Origin of the sequence: Microbulbifer taiwanensis (assembly GCF_014904815.1) — a bacterium.
Lineage (GTDB): Bacteria > Pseudomonadota > Gammaproteobacteria > Pseudomonadales > Cellvibrionaceae > Microbulbifer > Microbulbifer taiwanensis.
Genome location: NZ_JACZFR010000025.1, coordinates 1 through 24,348 on the forward strand (window position 1 = coordinate 1; position 24,348 = coordinate 24,348).

The 24,348-nt window shown below is 60.0% G+C and carries 22 protein-coding genes; 12 read left to right on the forward strand and 10 right to left on the reverse strand.

All coding sequences use genetic code 11. From position 1 onward, the window contains the following. Positions 1-1,613 (reverse strand): TonB-dependent receptor (locus tag IG627_RS08180; RefSeq protein ID WP_193191867.1); only part of this gene is annotated, 1,613 nt, incomplete at its 3' end. Positions 1,614-1,835: 222 nt separating this feature from the next. On the opposite strand from IG627_RS08180, the gene IG627_RS08185 reads away from it, so the two are divergent. Together IG627_RS08185 and IG627_RS08190 are read left to right on the forward strand one after the other, a co-directional pair. Further along, positions 1,836-2,399: an RNA polymerase sigma factor gene (locus IG627_RS08185; protein WP_193191868.1), complete on the forward strand. Its 564-nt coding sequence runs from the start codon at positions 1,836-1,838 to the stop codon at positions 2,397-2,399. Further along, a complete protein-coding gene (locus tag IG627_RS08190; RefSeq protein WP_193191869.1) occupies positions 2,396-3,379 on the forward strand; it encodes a FecR family protein in 984 nt (327 codons plus the stop codon). The genes IG627_RS08185 and IG627_RS08190 overlap by 4 nt, the downstream gene beginning before the upstream one ends. A 17-nt stretch (positions 3,380-3,396) precedes the next feature. Here IG627_RS08190 and IG627_RS08195 read toward each other — a convergent pair whose 3' ends face one another. The 6 genes from IG627_RS08195 to ppa all read right to left on the reverse strand — a co-directional run bounded on the left by IG627_RS08195 (position 3,397) and on the right by ppa (position 8,885). Next, entirely contained in the window at positions 3,397-3,819 is a 423-nt protein-coding gene (locus tag IG627_RS08195) for a GNAT family N-acetyltransferase (RefSeq protein ID WP_193191870.1), read from the reverse strand. A 14-nt stretch (positions 3,820-3,833) separates the two neighbouring features. After that, on the reverse strand, positions 3,834-4,457 hold the full coding sequence (locus IG627_RS08200; protein WP_193191871.1) for a DNA-3-methyladenine glycosylase I: 624 nt from the start codon (positions 4,455-4,457) through the stop codon (positions 3,834-3,836). A 21-nt stretch (positions 4,458-4,478) separates the two neighbouring features. Continuing rightward, a complete protein-coding gene (locus tag IG627_RS08205; RefSeq protein ID WP_193191872.1) occupies positions 4,479-4,769 on the reverse strand; it encodes a YciI family protein in 291 nt (96 codons plus the stop codon). Positions 4,770-4,784: 15 nt separating this feature from the next. Further along, positions 4,785-5,354 carry a TetR/AcrR family transcriptional regulator gene (locus tag IG627_RS08210; RefSeq protein ID WP_193191873.1) on the reverse strand — a complete coding sequence of 190 codons (570 nt, stop codon included), beginning with the start codon at positions 5,352-5,354 and terminating at the stop codon, positions 4,785-4,787. Positions 5,355-5,490: 136 nt separating this feature from the next. Continuing rightward, on the reverse strand, positions 5,491-8,088 hold the full coding sequence (locus tag IG627_RS08215) for a TonB-dependent receptor (protein ID WP_193191874.1): 2,598 nt from the start codon (positions 8,086-8,088) through the stop codon (positions 5,491-5,493). Positions 8,089-8,348: 260 nt separating this feature from the next. Further along, positions 8,349-8,885 carry an inorganic diphosphatase gene (gene ppa, locus IG627_RS08220; protein WP_193191875.1) on the reverse strand — a complete coding sequence of 179 codons (537 nt, stop codon included), beginning with the start codon at positions 8,883-8,885 and terminating at the stop codon, positions 8,349-8,351. A gap of 174 nt (positions 8,886-9,059) precedes the next feature. Between ppa and IG627_RS08225 the strand changes: the two genes are divergently transcribed. From IG627_RS08225 to IG627_RS08240, 4 genes are all read left to right on the forward strand, one after another. After that, positions 9,060-10,430: a glutamine synthetase family protein gene (locus IG627_RS08225; protein ID WP_193191876.1), complete on the forward strand. Its 1,371-nt coding sequence runs from the start codon at positions 9,060-9,062 to the stop codon at positions 10,428-10,430. Positions 10,431-10,500: 70 nt separating this feature from the next. Beyond that, the gene (gene msrA / locus IG627_RS08230; protein WP_193191877.1) at positions 10,501-11,082 is read left to right on the forward strand and encodes a peptide-methionine (S)-S-oxide reductase MsrA; all 582 of its coding nucleotides are present in this window, start codon (positions 10,501-10,503) and stop codon (positions 11,080-11,082) included. A 206-nt stretch (positions 11,083-11,288) separates the two neighbouring features. Further along, a complete protein-coding gene (locus tag IG627_RS08235) occupies positions 11,289-14,123 on the forward strand; it encodes an ExeM/NucH family extracellular endonuclease (protein WP_193191878.1) in 2,835 nt (944 codons plus the stop codon). 302 nt (positions 14,124-14,425) lie between these two features. Beyond that, positions 14,426-14,902: a hypothetical protein gene (locus IG627_RS08240; RefSeq protein ID WP_193191879.1), complete on the forward strand. Its 477-nt coding sequence runs from the start codon at positions 14,426-14,428 to the stop codon at positions 14,900-14,902. 217 nt (positions 14,903-15,119) lie between these two features. Here IG627_RS08240 and IG627_RS08245 read toward each other — a convergent pair whose 3' ends face one another. Both IG627_RS08245 and IG627_RS08250 read right to left on the reverse strand, forming a co-directional pair. Beyond that, a complete protein-coding gene (locus IG627_RS08245; RefSeq protein ID WP_193191880.1) occupies positions 15,120-15,701 on the reverse strand; it encodes a hypothetical protein in 582 nt (193 codons plus the stop codon). Beyond that, positions 15,698-16,426 (reverse strand): AHH domain-containing protein, encoded by a 729-nt coding sequence (locus IG627_RS08250; RefSeq protein WP_193191881.1) that lies wholly within the window; start codon positions 16,424-16,426, stop codon positions 15,698-15,700. Before IG627_RS08250 ends, IG627_RS08245 begins: the two co-directional genes overlap by 4 nt. A 387-nt stretch (positions 16,427-16,813) precedes the next feature. On the opposite strand from IG627_RS08250, the gene IG627_RS08255 reads away from it, so the two are divergent. Both IG627_RS08255 and IG627_RS08260 read left to right on the forward strand, forming a co-directional pair. Further along, positions 16,814-17,362: a hypothetical protein gene (locus tag IG627_RS08255; protein WP_193191882.1), complete on the forward strand. Its 549-nt coding sequence runs from the start codon at positions 16,814-16,816 to the stop codon at positions 17,360-17,362. Positions 17,363-17,376: 14 nt separating this feature from the next. Continuing rightward, positions 17,377-17,748, forward strand: coding sequence for a hypothetical protein (locus IG627_RS08260; RefSeq protein ID WP_226864854.1), 372 nt, complete (start codon positions 17,377-17,379; stop codon positions 17,746-17,748). 101 nt (positions 17,749-17,849) lie between these two features. On the opposite strand, the gene IG627_RS08265 is transcribed toward IG627_RS08260, so the two are convergent. Further along, positions 17,850-19,112 carry a 6-phosphofructokinase gene (locus IG627_RS08265; RefSeq protein WP_193191883.1) on the reverse strand — a complete coding sequence of 421 codons (1,263 nt, stop codon included), beginning with the start codon at positions 19,110-19,112 and terminating at the stop codon, positions 17,850-17,852. A 155-nt stretch (positions 19,113-19,267) separates the two neighbouring features. On the opposite strand from IG627_RS08265, the gene mpl reads away from it, so the two are divergent. From mpl to IG627_RS08285, 4 genes are all read left to right on the forward strand, one after another. Then, positions 19,268-20,656 carry a UDP-N-acetylmuramate:L-alanyl-gamma-D-glutamyl-meso-diaminopimelate ligase gene (gene mpl / locus IG627_RS08270; protein ID WP_193191884.1) on the forward strand — a complete coding sequence of 463 codons (1,389 nt, stop codon included), beginning with the start codon at positions 19,268-19,270 and terminating at the stop codon, positions 20,654-20,656. A gap of 87 nt (positions 20,657-20,743) precedes the next feature. After that, positions 20,744-21,364 (forward strand): flavin prenyltransferase UbiX, encoded by a 621-nt coding sequence (locus IG627_RS08275; protein ID WP_193191885.1) that lies wholly within the window; start codon positions 20,744-20,746, stop codon positions 21,362-21,364. A 4-nt stretch (positions 21,365-21,368) separates the two neighbouring features. Beyond that, positions 21,369-21,644: a SelT/SelW/SelH family protein gene (locus tag IG627_RS08280; RefSeq protein ID WP_193191886.1), complete on the forward strand. Its 276-nt coding sequence runs from the start codon at positions 21,369-21,371 to the stop codon at positions 21,642-21,644. A 115-nt stretch (positions 21,645-21,759) separates the two neighbouring features. Then, the gene (locus tag IG627_RS08285; RefSeq protein ID WP_193191887.1) at positions 21,760-24,348 is read left to right on the forward strand and encodes an efflux RND transporter permease subunit; all 2,589 of its coding nucleotides are present in this window, start codon (positions 21,760-21,762) and stop codon (positions 24,346-24,348) included.

A 24,348-nucleotide genomic window follows, 5' to 3' on the forward strand; every position in this document is an offset into this window, starting at 1 on the left:
GGGGGGCCGAGGGGTTTAAATCCAAGTAACCCGCCCCCGCCCCGCCCGGAACCGAGCCGGAAGGCCACGCGGCTGTTGCCGGTAAAGCGATATAGGCGATCGCGCTCGGTTCCCCCGCGCGCGTCGGTGCTGCCCAGCTGCATATGGCTGTGCCAGTGGCTGCCGCGATAGTGGATATCCAGGTCATTGACCGCAGTGTCGATATAGGCCTGGCGGTGGATGCTGTCGAGTATCGCGCCGGTGCTGTCGGCATTGGTCAGGGTGCCGCCCACCAGCGATAAGTTGCCGTCGCCAGCCGGCAGGTAGCGGGGTCTCTCTACGGTAACCGGTAGCTCCTCGCGCAGCTTGTAGCCTCCGGGAGAGAAAAGGAAGTTGTGGTTGCTGTTGTCGATATCCAGGCGGGATCGCAGCAGGTTGAGCGATGAATCCCAGCGCTCGTGGGGGGCCCACTGCAGGGTCAGGTTGCTGGTGATGTGGGTGCGCTGTTGCTGCAGTACCGCACTTCCGCCTCCCCAGATTGCATAGACGTTGTCCGTGCTGTTGCCGGCCGTGTCGACGATACGGTAGAGATTGTTGTCGGCGAAGGTCTCCAGCCCGTCGCGCCGGCCACCGCGATTCTGCCAGTTGGCCGATGCCAGCAGGCCCAGGGTCTGGTCCGCACTCTTCCAGCTGCCGAGGAAGGAGCCCTGGGGATCCCAGCTTTCTGCAAGTTCGCTGTACTGCTGGCCCAGTGAGAGGTGCGCTTCCAGTGGTGCCATATCGAGCGGCTTGCGTGTGCGCACCAGCACGGCGCCGCCGATACTGCCCTCATCCAGGTCCGCGCGCGATGTCTTGTGCACTTCCAGGGACTGCACCAGTTCCGATGCGAGCGTGGAATAATTGAAACCGCGACTCAGGTTGTCGTTGGCCCACCAGTAGGCGGAGGCGACATGCTGGCCGTTGAGCAGGGTGCGGTTGATGTCTTTATCGGTACCGCGGATGTTCACGTCACGCCCCTCGCCCCAGAGACGGTCCACAGACACTCCCGCGACCCGTTGCAGTGAATCGGCAACATTCCGGTCCGGGAATTTGCCGATATCCTCGGCGGTGATCACGTCGACCAGGTTCTCGCTGAAGCGCTTGATGGCCAGGTTTCGCGACAGGGTACTGCGCAAACCGGTTACGTAGGTTTCCTCGATGATTGATGTGGGCGCCGACGCTACACCGTCGTCGTCCATCGCCGGTCGAGCAGAATCGCGATCCAGGATTTTGTCGGCGCGGATAACCAGCGTATTGTTGCCATCGTAGGAGTAGCTGAGATTGCTCGCGGCCAGCAGCCGTTCCAGGGCCTGGTCACGGGTGAAGCTGCCGCGCAGTGTTGCACTCACCCCCTCCGGCAGCTGGCTGCTGCGAAAGAAAATCTGTACACCGGATTGTTCGCCGTAGGTGGTGAGCGCCCGTTCCAGCGGCTGCGCGGGGATATCGAAGGCAACCCGCTCACCGTAAAAGCCGGCCGACAGCCCGGCACCGGCCGGTGCGGCAATGGCGAGCTGGGCCGACAGCACCAGCGCACACAGGACAGCCCCGGGGACGGCTGCCAGTGCTTTCGGGAATGAAGCGCATTTGTCAGTCATTATTATCGTTCGGGATAGGGCGGTGCCTCGGCGCGGCCGCCACTTGAAGTGCAAAATACTCGATTTAATCGCAGGCGGGCAAGCGCCGTCGTCCGCGCGGCGGACTTCGAACTGCGATGGGGATAAAATTTGTGAAAAAGGCTGTCGGGGATCGGTGTTGGCTGGCGTTTAGGAAAGCTATGGGTATTCGTTTTCAGAAAACCGGTCTCTGCGGGTGAATCGATGGCAAGGGCAAAGCTTCGCGTCGTAAGTTCCAGGCCGTCCGCCGCTGACGGCGGTACGCGCGCCTTTGTGGAAGAATTGTACAGCAGCTACCGGGGTGCTCTGTGCAGCTATGTGGCGCGCATGCTGCCGGGCGGACAGCAGGATGTGGAGGTGATTCTGCAGGAGACCTATGTCCGACTGTTGCGCCAGGAGGACCTGCAGCCGCTGCGGGAGAATCCCCGCGCCTATATTTTCACCGTGGCCACCAATCTGGTGCGCGACAGCCTGCGCCGGCATATGCGCCGCCGCGGCGATTATCACCATCGCTTTGAGGAGCAGGAGCACGCCAGCCCGGAGCCGTCGCCCCAGGGCTGTGCCGAGTGGCAGCAGAGCCTGCAGCGCCTGAAAGCTTCCCTGCAGGGCCTGAAACCCGTCACCCGAAAAATTTTCCTGCTGAGCCGATATGAAGAGATGAGTTACCCGGAAATAGCCTCGGCCCTGTCGATCAGTACCCGCAGTGTCGAACGCCATATGAGTAGTGCCCTGAAGCACCTGCAGCGGGAGTTGGACGATATCCTATGAAGCGCGCTGAAGTGATCGATGAATCCATCCGTGCCGCCGCGGCGGACTGGTTTGCCAGGCAGCGCAGCGGCGCCATGTCGGCACGGGAGTGTGAAGCTCTCGAACACTGGTTGCAGGAGGACGCACGCCACCAGTTGGCGTTTGCGCAGTGTCGGCAGCTGTGGCTGATGACGGATATGCTGGCGGATGATCCCGAGTTGAGCGGTGAGTTGGAAGCGCTTCGCAAGCAGGCGCGACGCACACCGCGCTGGCGCGCGCTGGTGCAGATCGCCGCGGTGTTCCTGGTTGCGGTGGCGGCGATGCTGGTGCAGCGGCATTTCTCCGTGGATTACTACCAGACCGGCATCGGTGGGCAGCAGCTGGTTCACCTGGATGACGGTTCCACCCTGATGCTCAATACCGGCAGTCGCGTGGGGGTGCGCTACACCGGCGCGCAGCGCTCGATTTATCTCGAGCGCGGCGAGGCATTTTTCATGGTTGCAAAAAATCCCCAGCGGCCCTTTGTGGTTCATGCCGCCGGCAGTGAAGTGCGCGCACTGGGTACCGCATTCAATGTCGCATTGCGCTCCGGGGATATCCGTGTGGCAGTCACCCAGGGGCTGGTAGAGGTCAATGCCGAGGATACTGCGGGCAAGAGGCGCAGCCTGGCGAAACTGCATCCCGGCCAGGGGCTTCGCTATGTCGCCGGGGATCCGCCGGCGGAGGCCGAAGTGTCCGCCGTCAACCTGGAAAAAGTCACTGCCTGGCAGGCCAGCAAGATCTACTTCGACAACGAGCGTCTGGAAAATGCCATTGCCGAATACAACCGCTATACGACACGCAAGATGGTGCTGGTAGGCGATACGCTGGCCGGGGAGCGCATCAGCGGTGTTTTCAATATCGGCGATGCCGACGCGCTGGCGTTTGCCCTGGAGGAGAGTTTTGGGGCGCGGATCGACAAGGGGGACCGGCGAATACTGATATTGCCCGGTCGGGACTGATAGCGGCCGCAGGGGCTTTACAGATCGTCCGTGGAAAAGTGATGGCTGGCGATGATGAAGCCCTCGCGCAGGTAAAAGCGGTGGGCGGAAAAGCGCTGCACGCCGGAATCCAGGTGTATCTGGGTGCAGCCGATTTCCTTTGCGTAGTCCTTCAGCCAGTTGATCAGCAGGTGTCCGGCCCCACTGGAGCGGTGGTTTTCATCGGTTACCAGGTCGTCGACATAAATATGCCTGCCCCAGGCCAGCTTTTCAGCGACCACGAACCCCGCCACGCAGAGCACGCAACTCCCTTCGGTAACGAAGGCCAGCTGATAACCGTTCTGCTGCTGCTTGCGGATCTGGAGCTTGATGTCTTCCAGACTGTACTGGGGGCGGAGCTGCAGCAGGACTTGCGCCACCGGGGCGAGCTCATCTTCCGGGGCCAGCAGTTGTGCTTTCATCATGTTGTCCTGTCTCAATTGGTCATCGGGGATTGGGGGCGTTGAAACTTCCGACGCTGCTGCTCCACCTGAGCCCGGCTCACGCATTCCTCGATATGATCATTGATCAACCCCATCGCCTGCATAAAGGCGTAGACGGTTGTGGGGCCGACAAATTTCCAGCCGCGTTTTTTCAGCGCTTTCGACAGGGCGATGGAGGCGGCGGAGGTGGATGCCGTCTGTGGTGCGGCGAGTGTCTTCTCATCGGGTTCGAAACGCCAGATAAAGGCGGCCAGCGATCCCTCCTCTTGCACCAGCTCCTGAGCGCGCCTGGCGTTGTTGATTACCGCTTCAATTTTTCCGCGATGCCGGACAATGCCCTTGTCCTGGAGAAGTCGCTGCACGTCCTTGTCGGTAAAGCGCGCCACCCGGTCGAAATCGAACTGGTGGAAGGCCTTGCGGAAATTTTCCCGCTTGGCCAGGATGGTGCGCCAGCTCAGGCCGGACTGGAAGCTCTCCAGGCAGAGCTTTTCAAACAGGCGGCGGTCTTCGGCGACCGGGAAGCCCCACTCCCGATCGTGGTAGTCGAAGAACTCCGGTGCGGCGGCACACCAGCGGCAGCGCGGTCGGCCGTCCGGGCCGGGAATTGAATTGTTCATTGCGACAGTCCCTGTAAATGGTTAGACGGCACTCAGGAAAGCCAGCCGCTCGTCGGTTTTCGACGGTGTAATTTCCAGTATTTCCACGGTGACGATTCTTTCGGCCACAAAGGGATCCCGGTCGACAAAAGATTCCAGATCCTGGCGGGAAATATTGTGGGCCAGTATAGCGCCGCCCAGACCGGGTTGAAGGCTGCCGATCATCAGGAAGACGCCGTCATCCAGCCCCTGTTTCGCCCAGGCCTTGTGTGCATCCATAAGCTCGCCCATGCGCTCGCGGTTCTCGGAAAATCTCAATATTACGACAAACATGGTTTCTTCTCCTTGTCAGTTTCTGATGATCTCGTCCAGCCAGTTGCACATCTGTTTGACTTCCCGCCGGACAAACTTGTCTTCCTGGAATGCGTTGAACAGGGTGGCGACACCCTGGCTGCGGGCGAGCAGGTGCGCCGCCAGCTGGCCGGCATCCCGCTTGCGGCCCAGCTGTAAGAACTGCGAGCGCAGCCAGTCGTAAAACAGGGTGAAAATTTCATTGGCCTCTCCCTGTGCCGCGTGGTTCAGCTTCGCCAGCTCGCTGCTCAGTGTCCCCACCGGGCAGCCGTAATTTTTTATCTTGTCGCCATTGTCCAGCAGAATATGAATGAAACAGCGGATTCTGGCCCGCGGCGTGTCCCCCTGGGATTCCCAGCTTTGCAGCATGTTACGGGTATTAGCCAGGCGCAGCCGGATGACCGCCGCGAGGATTTCATCCTTGGATTTGAAGTGGTAGTAGAAATTGCCCCGGGAAATCTGCACCGCATCGGCGATATGCGCAAACGAGGTGTGCTCGAACCCCTGCTGGTAGAAGAGCCGATCGGCGGCTTCGACAATCTGTTCTCTGGTTGCTCTGCCACTCACAGATGGCTCCCTGTATAGGATTAGGTCGTTTGTCCTAGATGTTAGGGCAGTCGTCCTAGATGGTCAAGCGGTCGCCGATACAAAAAAGGGCGCCCAGAGGGCGCCCAAGTAGGGGTGACAACATCGATGCGCGTTGTCAGAAGGAGAGGCGTGCGCCCAGGCTGTAGCGTGGGCCATTTTCGTAGAAGCCCACCGGGATGCCGTCCGCGGTGCGCATATTGATGATCTCGTTGGTGAGATTCACCGCGGTCAGGAAGACATCCACATTGTCGGTCACCGTCCAGTTGGCGGTGGCATCCCACTGGTCGTATTCATCGGTGACCAGCTGCGAGCCGGAGGTGAGGCCGCCGAAGGATTCCGAGCGCATGTTGTAGGACAGGCGCAGGCTGAGGAAATCGTTCTCGTAGTAGGCGGAGGCGTTGAACTGGTCGCGGGAATTGCCCGGCAGCTCCAGCTGGCTGCCCGGTACCTCGGCGTCTGTCCAGGTGTAGTTGGCCAGGGCGCCGAAGCCGCTGCCGAAGTCGTGCTGCGCCTGCAGCTCGATACCCTGGATATCCGCGCCCTTATCGGCATTGTAGGGGCGGGTGACATTGATGCTCTCGCCGTCGATCACTTCGACCTGGGTGTCGCTGAACACGAAGGTGCTCAGGTCCTTGCTGAAATAGGTGGCAGCGAGCAGGCTGGCATCGCTGAAATACCACTCGGCGCCCAATTCGAACTGGTCGGCGAACATGGGTTCCAGCATCGGGTTGCCGGCGGTGGCGGTGCCGCTGGTGGCGTTGATGACGATATTCGAACTCAGGTTCTGGAAAGTCGGGCGGGCCATGGCGCGCGAGGCGGCGGCGCGCAGGATAATGTCTTCGGACAGGTCGTAAATGACGTTTACACTCGGCAGTGTCTCGCGGTAGCTGCGGCCGACGGAACCCCGCTCGCCATCGATATAGGCGTGGGAGGTCTGGTCGGTTTCCACCAGGCGCACGCCGAAATTGCCGTGCAGGCGGCCGCTTTCGAAATCCGCCTGCAGGTAGCCCGCAGTGATCTCTTCATTGATCTTGTAGTAGGCCCGCTGGTCCTCGGCGTAGGTCATGACACCGCTGTCTAAAATGCTGTCGACCTTCTGCCGCGCCAGGCCGATATCCATAAACGCATAGCGGGTCAGGGAACCGGACGTGGCGCCCTCGCCATGCAGCCTGGGGCTGGCGCCCCTGGAAACGTCCGCCAGGGTGATGGCATTCAGCGCCGCTACCTGGTCGGCGATGTCGGGGTTGTTCACATCCACGGAACCGTTCTGGCGGTTGTTCTCGATGGTGTGGTCGCGGAACTTGAGCCCAGTCTTGAGGGCGGTGACAAAGCCCAGCTCGACGTCGTAACTCAGGTCTGCCTGCCAGTAGTTTTCATCGTCCTCCATGACACGCACCCAGTCGCGCAGGTTGGCGGCGTTGATATGCAGGGCGCTGCCGTCGAGCGGATCTATGCCGGGGAAACTGAACTCGTTGGTGTTGGGGCCGAAATTCAGGTCTTCGGCACCGGCGCCCTCGAACCAGTAGTTGCGGTCCAGGGTGCTGCCGCCCTCGGCGCTTGTGCTGCCCGCCTGCAGGTGCAGCTGCCAGTCGTCGCCCTCGTAGTCGGCGGCCAGGTCCAGCACCTGGGATTCGACAAAGGATTCGCGCACTATCGGCTCGTCGGCCACGCCGATGCTGTCCGGGTTTTCGATCACGCCACCGACGAGCGCCCGATTGCCGTCGCTGGTGGGAATAAATACCGGGTCGGTGACCACATCGCCGTTGGGAATCTTGTAGCCGCCGGCAACGAACAGGTAGTTCTGGTTGCTGTTGTCCATCTCCATATCGGAGGCGACGTAGTTCATCGCCAGGTCCCAACGGTCGCTGGGGCGGAACTGCAGGGTTAAGTTGGCGGTGTCGCGCTGGCGGTCCTGCTGGAAAATTGCCGAGCCGCCACCCCAGGGCACATAGACGTTCTCGGTAACATTGCCGTGCTGGTCGGTCACCGTGTAGAGGTCGTTGGTGGGGAAAACCTCCAGGCCGTCGCGGCGCACGGTGCGCTGTTGGCTGTTGAAGGAGGCCAGTACACCGAAGGTGTCATCGTCGTTCTTCCAGCTCACCAGGCCGGACAGCTGCGGATCCCACTCGTCCGGCAGCTCGCTGTAGGCGCCCTCGGAGGACAGGTTCAGTGTCATCGGGTCCAGGTCCAGCGGCCTGCGCGTACGCACATTGACCATGCCGCCAATGCTGCCCTCGTCATGGCGCGCCTCGGGGCTCTTGTACACCTCCAGCGCGGAGACCAGCTCCGAGGCGAGGATGGAGTAGTTGAAGCCGCGGCTGGGGTTGTCGTTGGCCCACCAGTAGGCCGAGGCCACGTTCTGGCCGTTCATCAGGGTGCGGTTCAGGGTGCTGTCGGTACCGCGCACGAAGATATCGCGCCCCTCGCCCCAGATGCGGTCCACGGAGATACCGGGAATGCGCTGCAGCGAGTCGGCCACGTTTTTATCGGGGAACTTGCCGATATCCTCGGAGCTGATTGCGTCGACGATCGAAGTCGCATCGCGCTTGACGTCCAGTGCCTGCTGCAGGCTGCCACGGATACCGGTCACGGTTACCTCTTCCAGCGTGTTCCCGCCGGCTTCCTGCGCCTGCGCACCGGCAGATAGCAGCGCTAGGGTGCTGGCGATCAGCGTCCGCTGAAATAAATGAGTGGGGTTGCGCGAACTTTGCATCGGGTTTCTCCAGTCTATTTTTATTTGCTATGGCGAAATATCTTGATTGTTAACGGGCGGGAGTGGGGGCCCGCATAGGAGTAAACGCCGGGGGCTGGGAAATACCGACAGGAGAGGGAAAAGAATTTTGGCGGTGGCTGCTGGTGACGATTCCAGCAGTCGTTAGCGGACGGGGTGGAGCAGGGTTTGCCCTGTAACGGGCATAAAAAAACCGGCGCTGGGCCGGTTTTTCTAGGAACGGGCTGTCTTGTTCAGAGCAATCAGCCTTCTTCCTTCAGGTAGCGCTCACGGGAGGCCATTACCTCGGCGCGCGCGGCTTCGGCGTCGGCCCAGCCGTCCACCTTCACCCACTTGCCGGCTTCCAGCGCCTTGTAGTTCTCGAAGTAGTGTTCGATCTGCTTGATCAGCAGCTCCGGCAGGTCGCCGATTTCCTGAACGTGATCGTAGAGCTTGGTCAGCTTGGTGTGGGGTACCGCCAGCAGTTTGGCGTCTACACCGGACTCATCGGTCATGTTCAGCACACCGATCACGCGGGAGCGGATCACGGAGCCGACCATTACCGGGTAGGGGGCCACAACCAGCACGTCCAGGGGGTCGCCGTCTTCGGACAGGGTCTGGGGCACATAGCCGTAGTTGGCCGGGTAGAACATCGGGGTGGCTACGAAACGATCCACGAATACGGCGTCGGCGTCCTTATCCACTTCGTACTTGATCGGGTCGTGGTTGGCAGGGATCTCGATGATTACGTTGATATCGTTGGGCAGGTCCTTACCTGCGGAAACCTTGTCGAAGCTCATTGCTGGTCCTGACTGAAAGTGATCGGAATTTTGGGAGCGCGGATTATAAACCCTGAGCCGCGGCGCTGAAAGCGGCGCCCTTAGATCTATTGGTTAGGGCCTGCTAACTCCTGGCGGGTCTATCCTGTTACTCAGCCATAGCAACTCAGCCATAACAACAAGGAGGCTGGCCATATGTTGAAACCCCGGGATATCAGGACCGTCGAGGAGGCCCGCGCCATCGTCCAGGAGCGCAACCTCAGCCATGTCAAGGTGGGCCTGTTTGATAACGACGGCGTCATGCGCGGCAAATACATGAGCCGCGACAAGTTCCTCTCCTCCCTCGAACACGGCTTCTCCTTCTGCGACGTGGTGCTGGGCTGGGACGTCAAGGACCAGCTGTACGACAACGCCCGCTACACTGGCTGGCACACCGGCTACCCGGATGCGCCGGTGCGCATACTGCCCGACAGCTGCCGCGAAGTGCCCTTCGAGGACGATATGCTGCTGTTCCTGGCCGAATTCGACGGCCAGGCCCAGGCGGTGTGCCCGCGCGCCACATTGCGCCGGGTGATAGAGCGCTGTAGGACCCTCGGCTTCGAGCCGCTGGCGGCGCTGGAATACGAGTTCTTCCTGTTCGACGAGACCCCGGACTCGGCGCGGGAAAAGGGCTTCCGCAACCTGAAACCCTTCACCCCGGATTGGTTCGGTTACTCGATGCTGCGCAACTCTGTGCACGCGGAGCTGTATCGGGAGATTCTCGACCTGGGTGAGCGCATGGACTTCCCCCTCGAGGGGCTGCACACGGAGACGGGGCCCGGGGTGCTGGAGGCGGCCATCGCCGTGGACTCGGCCTCCGCGGCGGGAGACAAGGCGGCGCTCTTCAAGACCTTTATCAAGGTGCTGGCACAGCGCCTCGGCCTGATGGCCACCTTTATGGCCAAGTGGTCTGGCGACTACCCGGGCCAGAGCGGTCATATTCATTTGTCACTGCGCGACAGCAGCGGCAAGTCCGCCTTCTACGATCCCGGGCAGCCGCAGAATATCAGCGCTGTACAGCGCCACTTCCTCGCCGGCCAGCAGCGGCTGATGCCGGAATTCCTCAGCATGATGGCACCCACGGTCAACAGCTATCGCCGCCTGGTGCCCGGTTTCTGGGCGCCCACCGACGCCACCTGGGGCGTGGAGAACCGCACCGCCGCGCTGCGCGTGATTCCCGGCAGCGACAAGTCCCAGCGCACCGAGTACCGCCTCGGTGCCGCCGACGCCAATCCCTACCTGGCCCTGGCCGCCGCCCTGGGTTCCGGCCTCTACGGTGTGATGCAGCAGTGGGAGCCGGGCGAGGCGGTGGCGGGCAATGCCTATGTGCTGCAACAGCCGGCGGAACTGGCACTGCCGCGCACCCTGTGGGAATCGGCCCAGCGCCTCAAGGCGTCGGCAGCGGCGCGGGAACTGTTCGGCGGTGATTTCGTCGAGCATTTCGCCGCCAGCCGCGAATGGGAGGAGCGCGAGTACCGGCGCCATGTCAGCGACTGGGAGCTGGATCGCTACTTCGAAATTATCTGAACGGTGAGGGCCGGAATATCGCGGTCGTGTCATCCGACAGTTATCAGAGCCTCACAAAAAGGAGTAGTCCATGCGCTGGCTGATCACCTTGTTGCTGCTGCTGGCTGCCGCAGCGGGTAGCGCCCAGGAATCACAGAATATCCGCACCGCCGTTTTCGCCGGCGGCTGCTTCTGGTGCATGGAGCCACCCTACGACAAACTCGACGGTGTGTTGGAAACCTCTTCCGGCTACAGCGGCGGCCACGTCAAAAATCCCAGCTATGAACAGGTCTCCGCCGGCGGTACCGGTCACGCGGAAGTGGTGCAGGTGACCTACGACGCGGACAAGGTCAGCTATTCGCAGCTGCTGGAGGTATTCTGGCGCAACGTGGACCCGCTCGATGGCGGCGGCCAGTTCTGCGATCGCGGCGACCAGTACCGCAGCGCTATTTTTTACGGCAATGCGGAAGAGAAAAAACTGGCCGAGGCGAGCAGGAAGCGGGTCGCCGTGCAGCTGGGCAAGAAAATCGCTACAGAAATCAGTCCGGCCAGCATCTTTTACCCCGCCGAGCGCAATCACCAGGATTACTACCAGCGCAATCCGGTCCGCTACAACTTCTATCGCTACCGCTGCGGGCGCGACCAGCGCCTGGAGGAAGTCTGGGGCGAGTAACTGTTTAGTAAATTTTAAATCAAAAAAAATCTAACTATTTTGCGGCGCAATTTTCCCTTCGGTTGCGCCACTCATCACAGATTCTCCGCCGCAACAAAAAAGACGCCTATTCTTCATTTTCCCGTCATCCGCCCTTAGGAATCCCCGTCCAGAATCCGCCGCGTTAATCGCGACAACCGATACCAAAAAACAGACAGGGATAGAAAATGACGAAACGCAAAGTAACGCTGCAGCTGGCGCTGTGGCTGTCACTGCTGTCGGGCGGCGCCCAGGCCGGCGACCTGATTATCTCCGAATATGTCGAGGGCAGCGGCAACAACAAGGCGCTGGAAATCTACAACGGCACCGGCAACCCGGTGGATCTCGGCAATTACTCGGTGCGTGTCTACTTCAACGGTTCCAATTCTGCCGGCGCCAACATCGCTCTCGGTGGTAGCCTGGCCGACGGTGAAGTCTTTGTGCTCGCCCACGGCAGCGCCGATGCGGCACTGCTGGCCGAGGCGGACCTGATCTACGGCGGCGGTCTCTTCAATGGCGACGATGCCGTGGCGCTGGTGGGCCCCGCCGGCCCTGTCGACGTGATAGGCCAGATAGGCGTGGATCCGGGCAGCCAGTGGGGCGACTCCGCGATAGGCACCCAGAACCAGACACTGTTGCGCAACGCCGATGTTGTGGCGGGCCGCGCCGACGGCAGCAGCGCCTTCGATCCGGCCGTCGAGTGGGCCAGCGCGGGGCAAAACAGTTTCGCCGACTTGGGCCAGCACAACGGCGGCGGCAGTGGTGGCGGCGTCGCCCTGGGCCAGTGCGGCGATCCAGCCACACTGATCAGCGTGGTGCAGGGCTCGGGAGCCGCCAGCCCGCTCGCCGGCGAGCGCCACGAGGTAGAGGCGGTAGTGGTCGGTGACTTCCAGGATAGCGTCACAGGCCTGGGCGGCTTCTTCCTGCAGGAGGAGGACAGCGATCAGGATGGCGTGGATGCCAGCTCAGAGGGCCTCTTCGTCTACGACAACGGCTTCGGTGAGGATGTACAGGTGGGCGACCTGGTACGCGTCGGCGGCCAGGTCACCGAGTACTATGACTTTACCGAACTCAACCAGGTCGATGGCGTCAGCGTCTGTTCCAGCGGCCACAGCGTTACCGCCGTCCAGATCAGCCTGCCGTTTGCCAGCGCCGACCACCTGGAGCGCTATGAGGGCATGCTGGCTGAGTTTGCGCAGACACTGACCGTCAGCGGCAACTACAACCTGGGCCGCTACGGCGAACTCGACCTGTCCGCCGGCCGCCTCTACACATCCACCAATATCGCCGAGCCCGGCGCTGCGGCACTGGCTCAGCAGGCGGCGAATGCACGCAACCGCATTCTGCTCGACGACGGTTCCACGGTGCAGAACCCGGAAACTGTTCCCTATCCGGCCCCGGGACTCAGCGCCGCCGACAGCCTGCGTGCCGGCAGCACCGTTACGGGCCTGCGCGGCGTAATCGGCTATGGCTTCGGCGCCTACCGCATACAGCCAGTGGAAGCACCGCAATTCGTCGCGGCCAATCCGCGCACTTCGTCTCCGGCGCTGCCGGGCAGCGACAGCCTGCGCGTCGCCAGCTTCAATGTCTTGAATTACTTTAATGGCAACGGTCAGGGTGGCGGCTTCCCAACCTCTCGCGGCGCTGACACAGCGGGGGAGTTCCAGCGCCAGCGCGACAAGATCATCTCTGCCATCCGCGGCACCGGTGCGGATATCGTCGGCCTGATGGAAATCGAGAACGACGGTTACGGAACCGAGAGCGCGATACAGGATCTGGTCGACGGTCTCAACGCCATAGCCGGTGGCCAGGTCTACGCCTTCGTGGATCCGGGGCTGGCACGACTGGGCGGCGACGAAATAGCCGTGGGTATTATCTACCGCGCCGACAGGGTACAGCCCCTGGGTGCCGCCGCCACGCTGGACAGCTACCCCTTCGATTACCTGAATCGCCAGCCGCTGCTGCAGGCCTTTACCGAACTGGCCAGCAACGAATCCCTGGCGGTGGTGGTCAACCACTTCAAGTCCAAGGGCAGCTGCCCCGGCGACGGCAGCCTGGACGACGACCAGAATGATGGCCAGGGCTGCTGGAACCAGGTCCGCTCCCAGGCCGCCGACGCCCTGGCCGACTGGCTGGCGACGGACCCCAGCGGCACGGGCACCGAGGGCCTGCTGATTCTCGGCGACCTCAACGCCTATGCGAAGGAAAACCCGATCACTGCGCTACAGGACGCCGGCTATACCGACCTGCTGGCCGCCTTCCACGGCGACACCGCCCACTCCTATGTGTACGACGCCCAGGCCGGCTACCTGGATCATGCCCTCGCCAATGCCGCGCTGGCCCCGCTGGTGACCGGTGTGGCCGATTGGCATATCAACGCCGACGAACCGCGGGTGCTGGACTACAACACCGAGTACAAGAGTGCGGCGCAACAGGACTCTCTCTACAGCCCCGATCCCTACCGCGCCTCGGACCACGATCCGCTGGTGGTGGAACTGGACCTGACCGCCGGCAATGCGGTGCCCAACGCGGACTTCACCACTGAGGCCCAGGGCAAGCGTGTCCACTTTACCGATAGCAGTAGTGACAGCGACGGCAGTATCGTCGGTTGGCACTGGGACTTCGGCGATGGCAAAACCAGTTCAGAGCAGAACCCGAATCACCGCTATCGCGATGCGGGTACCTATACCGTGATCCTGCGGGTGGAAGACGACGACGGTGCGCTGGCGGCTTCAGAGCGGGAACTGCTGGTGCGGGAAAACGGCGAAGGACCCCGGGCGCGATTCAGTGTGAGCCGGCTCTTCAACTGGGTACGGGTACAGGAACGCAGTCGCGGTGACCATGGTCTCAGTTACCGCTGGAACTTTGGTGACGGCAGTGCGGCGCAGGGTCGGCGCGTCTGGCACCGCTACAACCAGGGTGGCGACTACGAGATTACCCTGACGGTTACTGACAGTGAGGGGCGCGAGGACAGCGCAAAGCGCTCTGTTTCGATTCGCAGACCCTGGTGGATGTTTTTCTAACTTCCAATTCCTGCTGAATTATCTTTTTGCTAAGCGAGCCCTATCTGGGGCTCGCTTTTTTTGAATATTTAGGCGGGAAGTTAATATCAGCGCTTGAAAGCAGCGGTGACAACCGTCAAACGATTATATTAAATGGGGTAATCATAACGAACTGAACTTCGGGAACCGGTGGTCGGATATAAGCAATTTTGTTTGGCTATGTATAGATGTTTGTGGCTGAATGCCGACATAAGCATGTAGATTTTAGTTGCAGTATCAGTATGTGATCACTTCCTATAACAAACTGTTAGCCAGAAATAGAAATGCAGAAAGAATTAAGAATTTGTGAGTACTTCAGAGGAGGAGTTGGCGCCGATGATCTCAGGGAAATATCTGAGTCAGATTATGGCTGCGGTGTTGACGATAATCTTGGTGCACTCAAGAAAATATTATCCTCAGGAAAGATTCCTAAAGTTCTTGAATGGAAACCAAGGGAAGTTTTAGCGCTTGGGCACTGGGCTGATTATCGTGAGAAAGGTAAGGAGAAAATAGTTAGAGTTTTTTTCTGTTCTTACGTTTTGTTGGCCGCATCGGAGCATAGAGAGTCCGCTGGCTACTTGGAAGGTCAAGTGGAGAATATGATTATTTCTATAGATAGTGCGGCGATGCTTGGCGAGCAAGAATTAAGTATGTTGTATGAGTTTTTCGTCCAAGTGGTAGAAATTATCTATCTGGATGACTGGGAAGAGGACTATCTATATTTTTATCTTTCAATATATATATATTGGCCGTGTTGTTGAGAAAGTCGAGTTTTGAAGTGGAAGGCTGTATTCAAGCCGTAATCGATGCGGAAAGAAAAGTCGCAAATCGCTGCATGAAAAAATTACAAGAAGATATATTTGGGTATACTTGTTTTGGTCAAAAGATATCAACTTGGGAAGAGTATTACTCGGAATGTGGCCATTCGTTAGAAGTTAAGAGGATAAAAGAATTCTCGGGATGCTGGTTGTAAAAAAGTCACCAGATATTGGATAAATCTTCTTCAAATATCAGACCATCAATTTCGAGTTCTTCACAAGTGCTCCTAAAGCCATCGCTGCAGAATATCCCGCCAAAGCCTTGATGAAAGGACTTGAATATAGCTTTCTCCTTTATATCTGATTCGTCAAATACAAGCTTTTCAATGCCGAGCGCCACATCGCCGTCCCATTCGTATTGGCTTTTTGAATCGTCGACCTTTCCTGATGTAAGTAGGTTAAATATAAAGTAATTAAATCCATCAATATTGATGGGCAAGAATTCACCATAGTCAGCCAAAATCAGCTTAAGGTTGGCATATGCTTTCTCCGATAAGACAAGCGTTGCGTTCTTCCAGATAGATATATTTGGGATCTTGACTGCCTGCGGATGATCGGGAAGGGACGCGAAAGAGGTGTCCACTTTCTTCCAGCGATCGGAGAACTTGACATCGAGCAGCCCGAGATTTACACAGTCTTCTAGGCCGCCGTCGCCGAGATTCAGGCTCTCGCTTAGCTGAATAGAGTCCAGGGTAATCTGCTGGTATACGTCTTCGATGTTTTTCAGTAAATAAGTCTTCATGCTCGACCATCCCATTGACTGTCTTTTGGTTGCTCAATTTTAACCGGATAGGTCCCATCTTTCATTTTGGACTTGAGAGCCCGAAGCTTAGCTTCAAACACTCTCCCCGCAGGAATCCTGCCCAGTTGGGCGACAAGCCAAACTTCGTAGTTGGTGCCATGTATGGATTTGTGGGACGGGGAGTCGGGAGTTGCCCAATGGCCCTTGGAATTCTTCGGATCTGACAACCAGATCCCATTTTTCGGATCATTGATGCGAACGCCGGTCATATGCAATTGGATTCGAATATCGACTAGTTGCTTCTGTCGCCAGCGTCCTTTGCCTGGAACGATATGGTGGGCTACATGATCGATACTCGGTTTTGGTTCTCCTGCTGCTACAAGGTGTTTGGCGAGTTTGCTCGCCGGGTGATGTAATTCTTTCCTCATCTTCTCGAGTCGTTCAGATGAGGTCAGGATGTTAAGCTCTTCTCGATATTTTTGCAGCCCGGCCTCAATTGAGGCAAGAGTATTGATCTTATGGCGTTCCTGAGCCAGGAAGGCGCGTGCCTCGTTCCATTCTTTCAGGCGTTTCTCCCGTTCCGCTTGAGCTTCATTGGTGGGTACGGGAGCGCACTGAGATGCGTGATAGGTGTCACATTTTTTCTCGAACTCGTAAATAGCCGTTTCGAGATGTGTGGCCGCTTTGGGCGGAGCTGCTGGTGCCGGCGGTTGTTCGAGTTTCATACAACGATCCCTGTTGTGTTCAGGTCGCAATTTAGCTCGATATGAGACTTTTTGGCAAGCGAAGTAGGCGGTCAAGACTATGAAGGTCGGTGATTTTTTCTGGTGGCGAAACTGGTTAGAGATTAAATGGAGGTCGGTTTTTGCTGGAAAGTATCTAGATGTCTGCAGTGTCGGAAATTTGACTTTTAATCCAACGTCTTGGCAAGACCTGTTTCTGCTTGGTTGTAGCTGCTTTCTCTGCTCTGGTAGCGGTTTTAACTTTTCAAGAAGCAACATTACGGGTTTTAATAAAGCAGCTCTGGCTTGCCTTATAGGCGAAAATATTCGTATAAGCGGAGCTAACATAACGGAATAAGTTTCGCTAGTTTTGACAAGGAGAAGTCGAAGATGGTCAACGGACCTTCCTGGGAGCCCTTGAGACCCCTGAAGAATTACCTGGATGCGCCGGCCAAAAGCGGTGTCTACGAGATAGGTTTCAGAAAAGACGGTTTTATGGCCAAGCAGGCAACGGCCTACGGCCTGCACGCGGTTGGCTACCCCACCAGTTTTTACCCCATGTATGTCGGCAAGCACGAGCGCTCGATGCGGCAGCGATTGGGGGAACATTTTATCGGGGTCAATTCCCTGGGCAGGCACCGCAGGGGTTCCAAGGCGAGTGCGTCGATCAGGGAATTCTACAGGGAGCTGTTGCCGGAGCTGGAGCGGCAGCAGGCCAGGGTGCCCAGGGCGATGCGCTTCCCCCTGGACGGGCTCTTTTTTACCTGTATCCCCCTCGAGGATGCGGCGCAGTTTGAATCCATGGTCCGGTTGGCGCATTTCGACTATCCGTGGAATCGCCGCGATGAAAAGGATGCGCGGGATCAGGCGGCGGGCACGGAGAGCGCCGACTTCGGCTATATCTATCAGCAAAAGGCAGTAAGGTTTATTGGCGGTTAACAGGAGCTTTTGTGATGACCGCGTTCGAGTGTCTTGCCGGGCTGAGTCTGGAGTGGACCGGCGTGCACCATTCGCAGGGTGGTGATTTCACGGATCTCTCCACCCATACCGTGTCCTATGAAACCGATAGCGAGTGCTATGTGACGGCCGCGGGGAAGCTCGTCGGCGAGGCCCGGTATTCCTATCGCAGGCTGGACTCCCGCATGGCGATCGTCATCTACCATCCGGAGATTTATCAGGGGCGAAAGGGTGTCGTCCTCTATGCGATGCTGGACTTTGACTCGGTGACGGACCGCGCCGTGATTCTCGCCGATGGCGAGCCGTTCGCGGTTGCCGATGGGGCGTTTCGCGTGGTGGATACTCCGGCAAGGCCTGCTGCCGAATAGGTAAGGGAGCGCCGGTCTTCTGTCGGGTATAAAACTGTCGGGCACAAAAAAGCCCCTGCGGCAGCGCAGGGGCTCTTCGCTGTCGATGCGATCGGGGCGGCTTATACGTCGAAGTCGTCCTTCAACTTCTTTTCCACCAGCACTTTTTTCAGTTTTGCGTACTGCGGCACTCCATCCCTGTAGGGCGGGTAGTCCTCGCCCTGGATCAGCGGGAGCAGATAGTCGCGGCCGGCCTGCGTGATGCCGAAACCGTCTTCGCTGATGTATTCCTTCGGCATCATCTTCTCGACGTTGGCCACGTCGGACAGCGGCGCTTCGCCCACGGACCAGCCGTATTCGGGGCCGGAATCGCGCACTATGGCCGGCATGATGGCGTTCTTGCCGGCCACGGCCATTTCCACCGCGGCGCGGCCGACGGCGTAGGCCTGGGCCACGTCGGTGGCGGAGGCGATATGGCGGGCGGCGCGCTGCAGGTAGTCGGCCAGGGCCCAGTGGTATTTCAGGCCCAGCTCATCCCTGACCATATTGGCCAGGGTCGGTGCCACGCCGCCCAGCTGCTTGTGGCCGAAGGCGTCGGTGGTGCCGGCGTCGGCGAGGAAGGTGCCGTCTTCGTACTGGGCGCCCTCGGAGGCGACGATCACGCAGTAGCCCTTCTCATCGACCGTCTTCTGTACCTTGGCCAGGAATTTGGTTTTGTCGAAGGCCACTTCCGGGAAGAGGATGATATGGGGTGCGTCGCCTTCTTCCTCTTGTGCCAGGGCGCCGGCGGCGGCGATCCAGCCCGCGTGGCGGCCCATCACCTCGAGGATGAACACCTTGGTGGAGGTGGCGCACATGGAGGCCACGTCCAGGGAGGCCTCCTTGGTGGAGACGGCCACATACTTGGCCACGGAGCCGAAGCCGGGGCAGTTGTCGGTGATCGGCAGGTCGTTGTCGACGGTCTTGGGGATGTGGATGGCCTGGATGGGGTAGCCCATGGTCTCGGACAGCTGGGACACCTTCAGGCAGGTGTCGGCGGAGTCGCCGCCGCCGTTATAGAAGAAGTAGCCGATATCGTGAGCCCTGAATACCTCGATCAGGCGCTCGTACTCGGCGCGATTGTCCTCCAGGCTCTTCAGCTTGTAGCGGCAGGAGCCGAAGGCGCCGGACGGGGTGTGGCGCAGGGCGGCGATGCTGTCGACACTCTCCTGGCCCACGTCGATCAACTCCTCGCGCAGCGCGCCGAGAATGCCGTTCAGCCCCGCGTAGACATTGCCGATTTGGTCGTGATGCTCGCGCGCGGCTTCGATCACGCCACAGGCGGAAGCATTGATCACGGCAGTTACGCCGCCGGATTGAGCATAAAAGGCGTTCTTCTTCGACATGGTCATCCTACAGGGGGGTTGAGAGGGGCAAATTCGGGGGCGGAGTCTAATGGAAAGGCGATGAAATTGCATTGAAACTGGGGTATTTGGCAATTACTGCTGCCAAATGCCGTGGTAAGCTTGCGCCGCAACCAGCAGGAGTACAAATTTCCGCCATGCATATCCATATTCTAGGCATCTGCGGCACCTTTATGGGCAGCCTGGCCCAACTGGCCGTGGCCGAGGGGCACAGGGTGACCGGCAGCGACGCCAACGTCTATCCGCCCATGAGTACCCAGCTGCAGCAGGCGGGCATCCAGCTGACAGAGGGCTACGACCCGGCGCAGTTGGAGCCGGTGCCGGATCTGGTGATCATCGGCAATGCCCTGTCCCGCGGCAACCCGGCGGTGGAGGCGGTACTGGAGCAGGGCCTGCCCTATACATCGGGCGCCCAGTGGCTGTGCGACCACTTCCTCGGCGGACGCTGGGTGCTGGCGGTGTCCGGCACCCACGGCAAGACCACCACTTCGAGCATGCTGGCGTGGATACTGGAAACGGCGGATATGCAGCCGGGCTTCCTGATCGGCGGCGTGCCGGGCAACTTCGGCGTTTCCGCGCGCCTTGGCGAGAGCCCCTTCTTCGTGGTGGAGGCGGACGAATACGACACCGCCTTCTTCGACAAGCGCTCCAAGTTCGTGCACTACCGGCCGCGCACCCTGGTCATCAACAACCTGGAATTCGATCACGCGGATATCTTCGATGACCTGGCGGCCATCCAGCGTCAGTTCCACCACCTGGTGCGCACTGTGCCCGGCAACGGCCTGATAGTGGCCGCCGCCGAGGAATCGGTGGAAGCGGTACTGCAGCAGGGCTGCTGGAGTGAGGTGCAGCGCTTCGCCACCGAGGGGGCAGACGAGGTGCGCCTCGGCGACTGGCGTGCGGTAGATATCGCCGCGGACGGCAGCAGCTTTGGGGTCAGTTTCCGCGGCGCCGAGGTGGCGCGCGTGGAGTGGGACCTGACCGGCCTGCACAATGTGCGCAACGGCCTCGCGGCCATGGCCGCGGCGCGTCACGTGGGGGTGGACCCCAAGCTGGGCGCCCAGGCGCTGGGCAGCTTCGAGGGCGTCAAGCGGCGCATGGAGTGCCTCGGTGAGGTGGCCGGAATCCGCGTCTACGACGACTTTGCCCACCACCCGACCGCGATAGAGCACACACTGAACGGCCTGCGCGCCAGGGTTGGGGACGAAAAGATCATCGCCCTGATAGAGCCGCGCTCCAATACCATGCGCATGGGGTGCCACCAGCACAAGCTGGCTCAGTCCTGCGCCGGCGCCGATCTGGTGCTCTGGTACCAGCCCGAGGGCATGAACTGGTCCCTTGGGGAGGTGGTACACCACTCCACAGTGCCGGCGAAGATATTCGACAATATCGAGGCCGGGGTAGAATCCGCGGTCAACTTGGCCGAGCCGGGCACGCACATAGTCGTGATGAGCAACGGCGGCTTCGGTGGCATTCACCAGCGCCTGATGGGTGCCCTCGAGCAAAAGCACGGAAGAAGCCCCTGATCGTAGGGTGCGCCATGCGCACCGCGACCGGGGATTCCCTTGAATTCGACAGAAGGTGCGCACGGCGCACCCTACACGGAAATTGCATTGGCCCAATCCTCTTTTCACAAGACAGTCACCCTGGCGATGACCGGCGCCTCGGGCGCCCAGTACGGCCTGCGCCTGCTGCAGTGCCTGCTGGCCGCAGATGTGCGCGTCTGGCTGCTGATGTCCGATGCGGCCAGGGTGGTGATCGATACCGAGACCGAGTTCCAGCTGCCCGAGGGCGGTGACGCAGAGCTGCAGGCCTTCTTCGCCGAGCGCTTCGGTGCCCACGAGGGCCAGCTGAAACTCTTCGGCAAGCGGGACTGGTTCTCGCCGGTGGCCTCGGGCACCGGCGCTCCGGCCAGTATGGTGATCTGCCCGGCCAGCGGCGGCACCCTGTCGGCGATTGCCTGTGGGGCCTCCAACAACCTGATAGAGCGTGCCGCGGATGTGGCTTTGAAAGAACGCCGCCAACTGGTACTGGTTCCGCGGGAGGCGCCCTATTCGGAGATACACCTGGAGAATATGCTCAAGCTGTCCCGCATGGGCGCGGTGATACTGCCGGCCAGCCCCGGTTTTTACCAAAAGCCGCGCTCGGTGGAGGACCTGGTGGACTTCGTCGTCGCGCGGCTGCTGGATCAGTTGGGCGTGGAGCAGAAGCTGCTGCCCAACTGGGGTGAATAACGCAATGAAACCGGCAATCACCATTCACTACTGTGTGCAGTGCAACTGGATGCTGCGCGCCACCTGGATGGCCCAGGAGCTGCTGTACACCTTTGCCGACGACCTGGAACAGGTGGCATTGAAGCCCGGCAGCGGCGGCGTATTTGCAATTTCCGTGGGCGATGAACTGATCTGGGAGCGCAAACGCGATGGCGGTTTTCCCGGGCCCAAGGAACTTAAACAGCGGGTGCGGGATCTGTTATTCCCCGAGCGCGATCTCGGGCATATCGACAAGCCCTGAAAAAATCCCAATTTTAACGGTGTGGGTGAACCTTTTGTTCGCCATTGCCGCGCCAGGGTGGATAAAATATTCCCGCCCGAGCGGCAAGCTATATTTCTAATTTAAGCGGAATTCTATGCTGTCAGCCTTAAAGACCTGCTACGAAAACCTGGTAATCCAGCGCCCCAGAATGACATTGCTGCTGGTGGGCCTGCTGTTACTGGCCGCCGCGCTGGGCCTGCCGCGCTTCAAGCTGGACGCGTCCGCGGACTCGCTGACGCTGGAGGCAGACAAGTCCGTGGATTACTTCCGCGAGATTGCCGAGCGCTACGCCAGCGGCGACTTCCTCGTAGTCACCTACCGTCACAAGGGCGGCGACCTGTTCGATGACGGTTCGCTGGCTACCCTCGGCCATCTGCGCGACGAGCTGGCACAGGTGGAGGGTGTGACCAGTGTACAGAGCATTCTCGATGTGCCGCTGCTCTACAGCCCCAAGCTGTCGATCACCGATATCAGCGACGGCATCCGCACATTGACCACGCCGGGCACCGACAAGAAGCTCGCGCGGCAGGAATTCCTGTCCAGCCCCATCTACCGCGAGCTGATCCTGAGCCCCGATGGCCAGACCACCGCACTGCTGGTCAATCTCGCACTGGACAGCCGCGGTATCGAGCTGGTGCGCGAGCGCGATGCCCTGCGCCGCAAGCGCAACGCAGAGGGTCTGAACGAGACGGAGATCGCGCGCCTGCAGGAGGTCAGTGCCGTCTACTTGCAGCACCGCACCGGGCAGGAACAGGAGTCCCGTGCACGGGTTGTGGAAGTGCGGCAGATTCTCGACCGCTACAAGGGTGAGGCCGAGCTGTTCCTCGGCGGTGTGTCCATGATCACCGCCGATATGGTCTCCTTTATCAAGAGCGACCTGGTGGTGTTCGGCGCGGGCATACTGCTGTTTATCATCGCCACACTGTTGATCATCTTCCGCCAGCTGCGCTGGGTGCTGCTGCCATTGGCCACCTGCGTGACCACCGCGGTGATGATGCTGGGCCTGCTCAGCTGGCTGGACTGGCGCCTGACGGTGATCTCCGCCAACTTCGTCGCGTTGCTGCTGATCATCACCCTGGCGATCACCATTCACCTGGCGGTGCGCTACCGCGAATATATTGCCCAGCACCCGGAGTGGGATCGCGAGCAGCTGGCCCTGGCCGCAGTGCGCTTTATGGCCAAGCCCTGCCTGTACACGGCGCTCACCACCATCGTCGCCTTCGCATCGCTGGTGGTGAGCGGTATTCGCCCGGTAATCGATTTCGGCTGGATGATGACCATGGGGGTGACCCTGGCCCTGGCGCTGTCCTTCCTGATGATCCCCGCGTTGCTGATGCTATTGCCGAAGCGCGCCGGTGACTTGAGCAAAGACAATTCCCAGGCGTTTACGCTGTTGTTTTCCCGCTTTGCCGAGCGGCGCCGCGGTGTGGTACTGGGTGTGTCCCTGATGTTGGCCATTGCCAGTGCCGTGGGCATTTCGCAACTGAAAGTGGAAAACCGCTTTATCGATTACTTCGATGATTCCACCGAAATTTACCAGGGCATGCTGGTGATCGACCGCCGCCTCGGCGGCACCGTGACCCTGGATATTATTCTCGACAAGCCGCAACAGCAGGAAGCGGCCTTCGAGGGCGAGGAAGATCCCTTTGCGATGGATGCGGGCGCCGAAGAATCATTTGCCGAGGAGGATCCCTTTGCGGCCGAGGACCCCTTCGGCGGCGAGGGCGAGGCGGTGGAACAGAGCTACTGGTTTACCGTGGCCGGCCTGGCGCAAATAGAGCAGCTTCACGACTATCTCGAGGCGCAGCCGGAAATCGGCAAGGTGCAGTCCCTGGCCACCCTGTACAAGGTGGCCCGCGACCTGAACGGCGGCCCGTTGAACGATTTCGAACTGGCGGTGGCGCGTACCAGCCTGCCGGACGAGATCAGCGATGTGCTGGTGGAACCCTACCTGTCGGTGGAACACAACCAGGCCCGCATCACCCTGCGCGCCATGGAGACGGACCCGAACCTGCGTCGCGACGAGCTGATCCAGCGTATCTATAGCTACACCCAGGACGAAATGGGGATAGCGCCGGAAAATATTCACCAGACCGGCCTGCTGGTGCTCTACAACAATATGCTGCAGAGCCTGTTCAAGTCACAGATACTGACGCTGGGCGCGGTGTTTGTCGGCATACTGCTGATGTTCCTGGTGCTGTTCCGCTCCCTGTCCCTGGCGGTCATTGCGCTGGTGCCGAATATGCTCGCGGCCTGTGTGGTGCTCGGCGGTATGGGCCTGGCCGGAATTCCGCTGGATATGATGACCATCACCATCGCTGCGATCACCGTGGGTATCGGCGTGGACCACGCGATCCACTACCTGTATCGCTTCCGTGCCGAATTCGCGAAGGACGGCGATTATGTGGCGACCATGCACCGCAGCCACGCGACCATCGGCCGCGCCATGTTCTACACCGCCATCACCATCATTGCCGGCTTTTCGATACTGGCCCTGTCCAAGTTTGTGCCATCGATTTATTTCGGCCTGCTCACCGCACTGGCCATGTCCGCGGCTTTATTAGGTTCGCTGACATTGCTGCCGCTGCTGTTGTTGCTGTTCAAGCCGCTGGAGGCCCCTGAGTTGCTGGAGAAGTCGCCGGGAAAGCCGCTGACGGTGGAAGAGGGGCTGGCTAGCTCCTGA

What these genes read in the sequence shown, in the direction of transcription:
- IG627_RS08185 (WP_193191868.1), top strand. Translation starts at nt 1,836, where the DNA reads ATGGCAAGGGCAAAGCTTCGCGTCGTAAGTTCCAGGCCGTCCGCCGCT.
- IG627_RS08190 (WP_193191869.1), top strand. Translation starts at nt 2,396, where the DNA reads ATGAAGCGCGCTGAAGTGATCGATGAATCCATCCGTGCCGCCGCGGCG.
- IG627_RS08195 (WP_193191870.1), bottom strand. Translation starts at nt 3,819, where the DNA reads ATGAAAGCACAACTGCTGGCCCCGGAAGATGAGCTCGCCCCGGTGGCG.
- IG627_RS08200 (WP_193191871.1), bottom strand. Translation starts at nt 4,457, where the DNA reads ATGAACAATTCAATTCCCGGCCCGGACGGCCGACCGCGCTGCCGCTGG.
- IG627_RS08205 (WP_193191872.1), bottom strand. Translation starts at nt 4,769, where the DNA reads ATGTTTGTCGTAATATTGAGATTTTCCGAGAACCGCGAGCGCATGGGC.
- IG627_RS08215 (WP_193191874.1), bottom strand. Translation starts at nt 8,088, where the DNA reads ATGCAAAGTTCGCGCAACCCCACTCATTTATTTCAGCGGACGCTGATC.
- ppa (WP_193191875.1), bottom strand. Translation starts at nt 8,885, where the DNA reads ATGAGCTTCGACAAGGTTTCCGCAGGTAAGGACCTGCCCAACGATATC.
- IG627_RS08225 (WP_193191876.1), top strand. Translation starts at nt 9,060, where the DNA reads ATGTTGAAACCCCGGGATATCAGGACCGTCGAGGAGGCCCGCGCCATC.
- msrA (WP_193191877.1), top strand. Translation starts at nt 10,501, where the DNA reads ATGCGCTGGCTGATCACCTTGTTGCTGCTGCTGGCTGCCGCAGCGGGT.
- IG627_RS08235 (WP_193191878.1), top strand. Translation starts at nt 11,289, where the DNA reads ATGACGAAACGCAAAGTAACGCTGCAGCTGGCGCTGTGGCTGTCACTG.
- IG627_RS08240 (WP_193191879.1), top strand. Translation starts at nt 14,426, where the DNA reads ATGCAGAAAGAATTAAGAATTTGTGAGTACTTCAGAGGAGGAGTTGGC.
- IG627_RS08245 (WP_193191880.1), bottom strand. Translation starts at nt 15,701, where the DNA reads ATGAAGACTTATTTACTGAAAAACATCGAAGACGTATACCAGCAGATT.
- IG627_RS08250 (WP_193191881.1), bottom strand. Translation starts at nt 16,426, where the DNA reads ATGAAACTCGAACAACCGCCGGCACCAGCAGCTCCGCCCAAAGCGGCC.
- IG627_RS08255 (WP_193191882.1), top strand. Translation starts at nt 16,814, where the DNA reads ATGGTCAACGGACCTTCCTGGGAGCCCTTGAGACCCCTGAAGAATTAC.
- IG627_RS08260 (WP_226864854.1), top strand. Translation starts at nt 17,377, where the DNA reads ATGACCGCGTTCGAGTGTCTTGCCGGGCTGAGTCTGGAGTGGACCGGC.
- IG627_RS08265 (WP_193191883.1), bottom strand. Translation starts at nt 19,112, where the DNA reads ATGTCGAAGAAGAACGCCTTTTATGCTCAATCCGGCGGCGTAACTGCC.
- mpl (WP_193191884.1), top strand. Translation starts at nt 19,268, where the DNA reads ATGCATATCCATATTCTAGGCATCTGCGGCACCTTTATGGGCAGCCTG.
- IG627_RS08280 (WP_193191886.1), top strand. Translation starts at nt 21,369, where the DNA reads ATGAAACCGGCAATCACCATTCACTACTGTGTGCAGTGCAACTGGATG.
- IG627_RS08285 (WP_193191887.1), top strand. Translation starts at nt 21,760, where the DNA reads ATGCTGTCAGCCTTAAAGACCTGCTACGAAAACCTGGTAATCCAGCGC.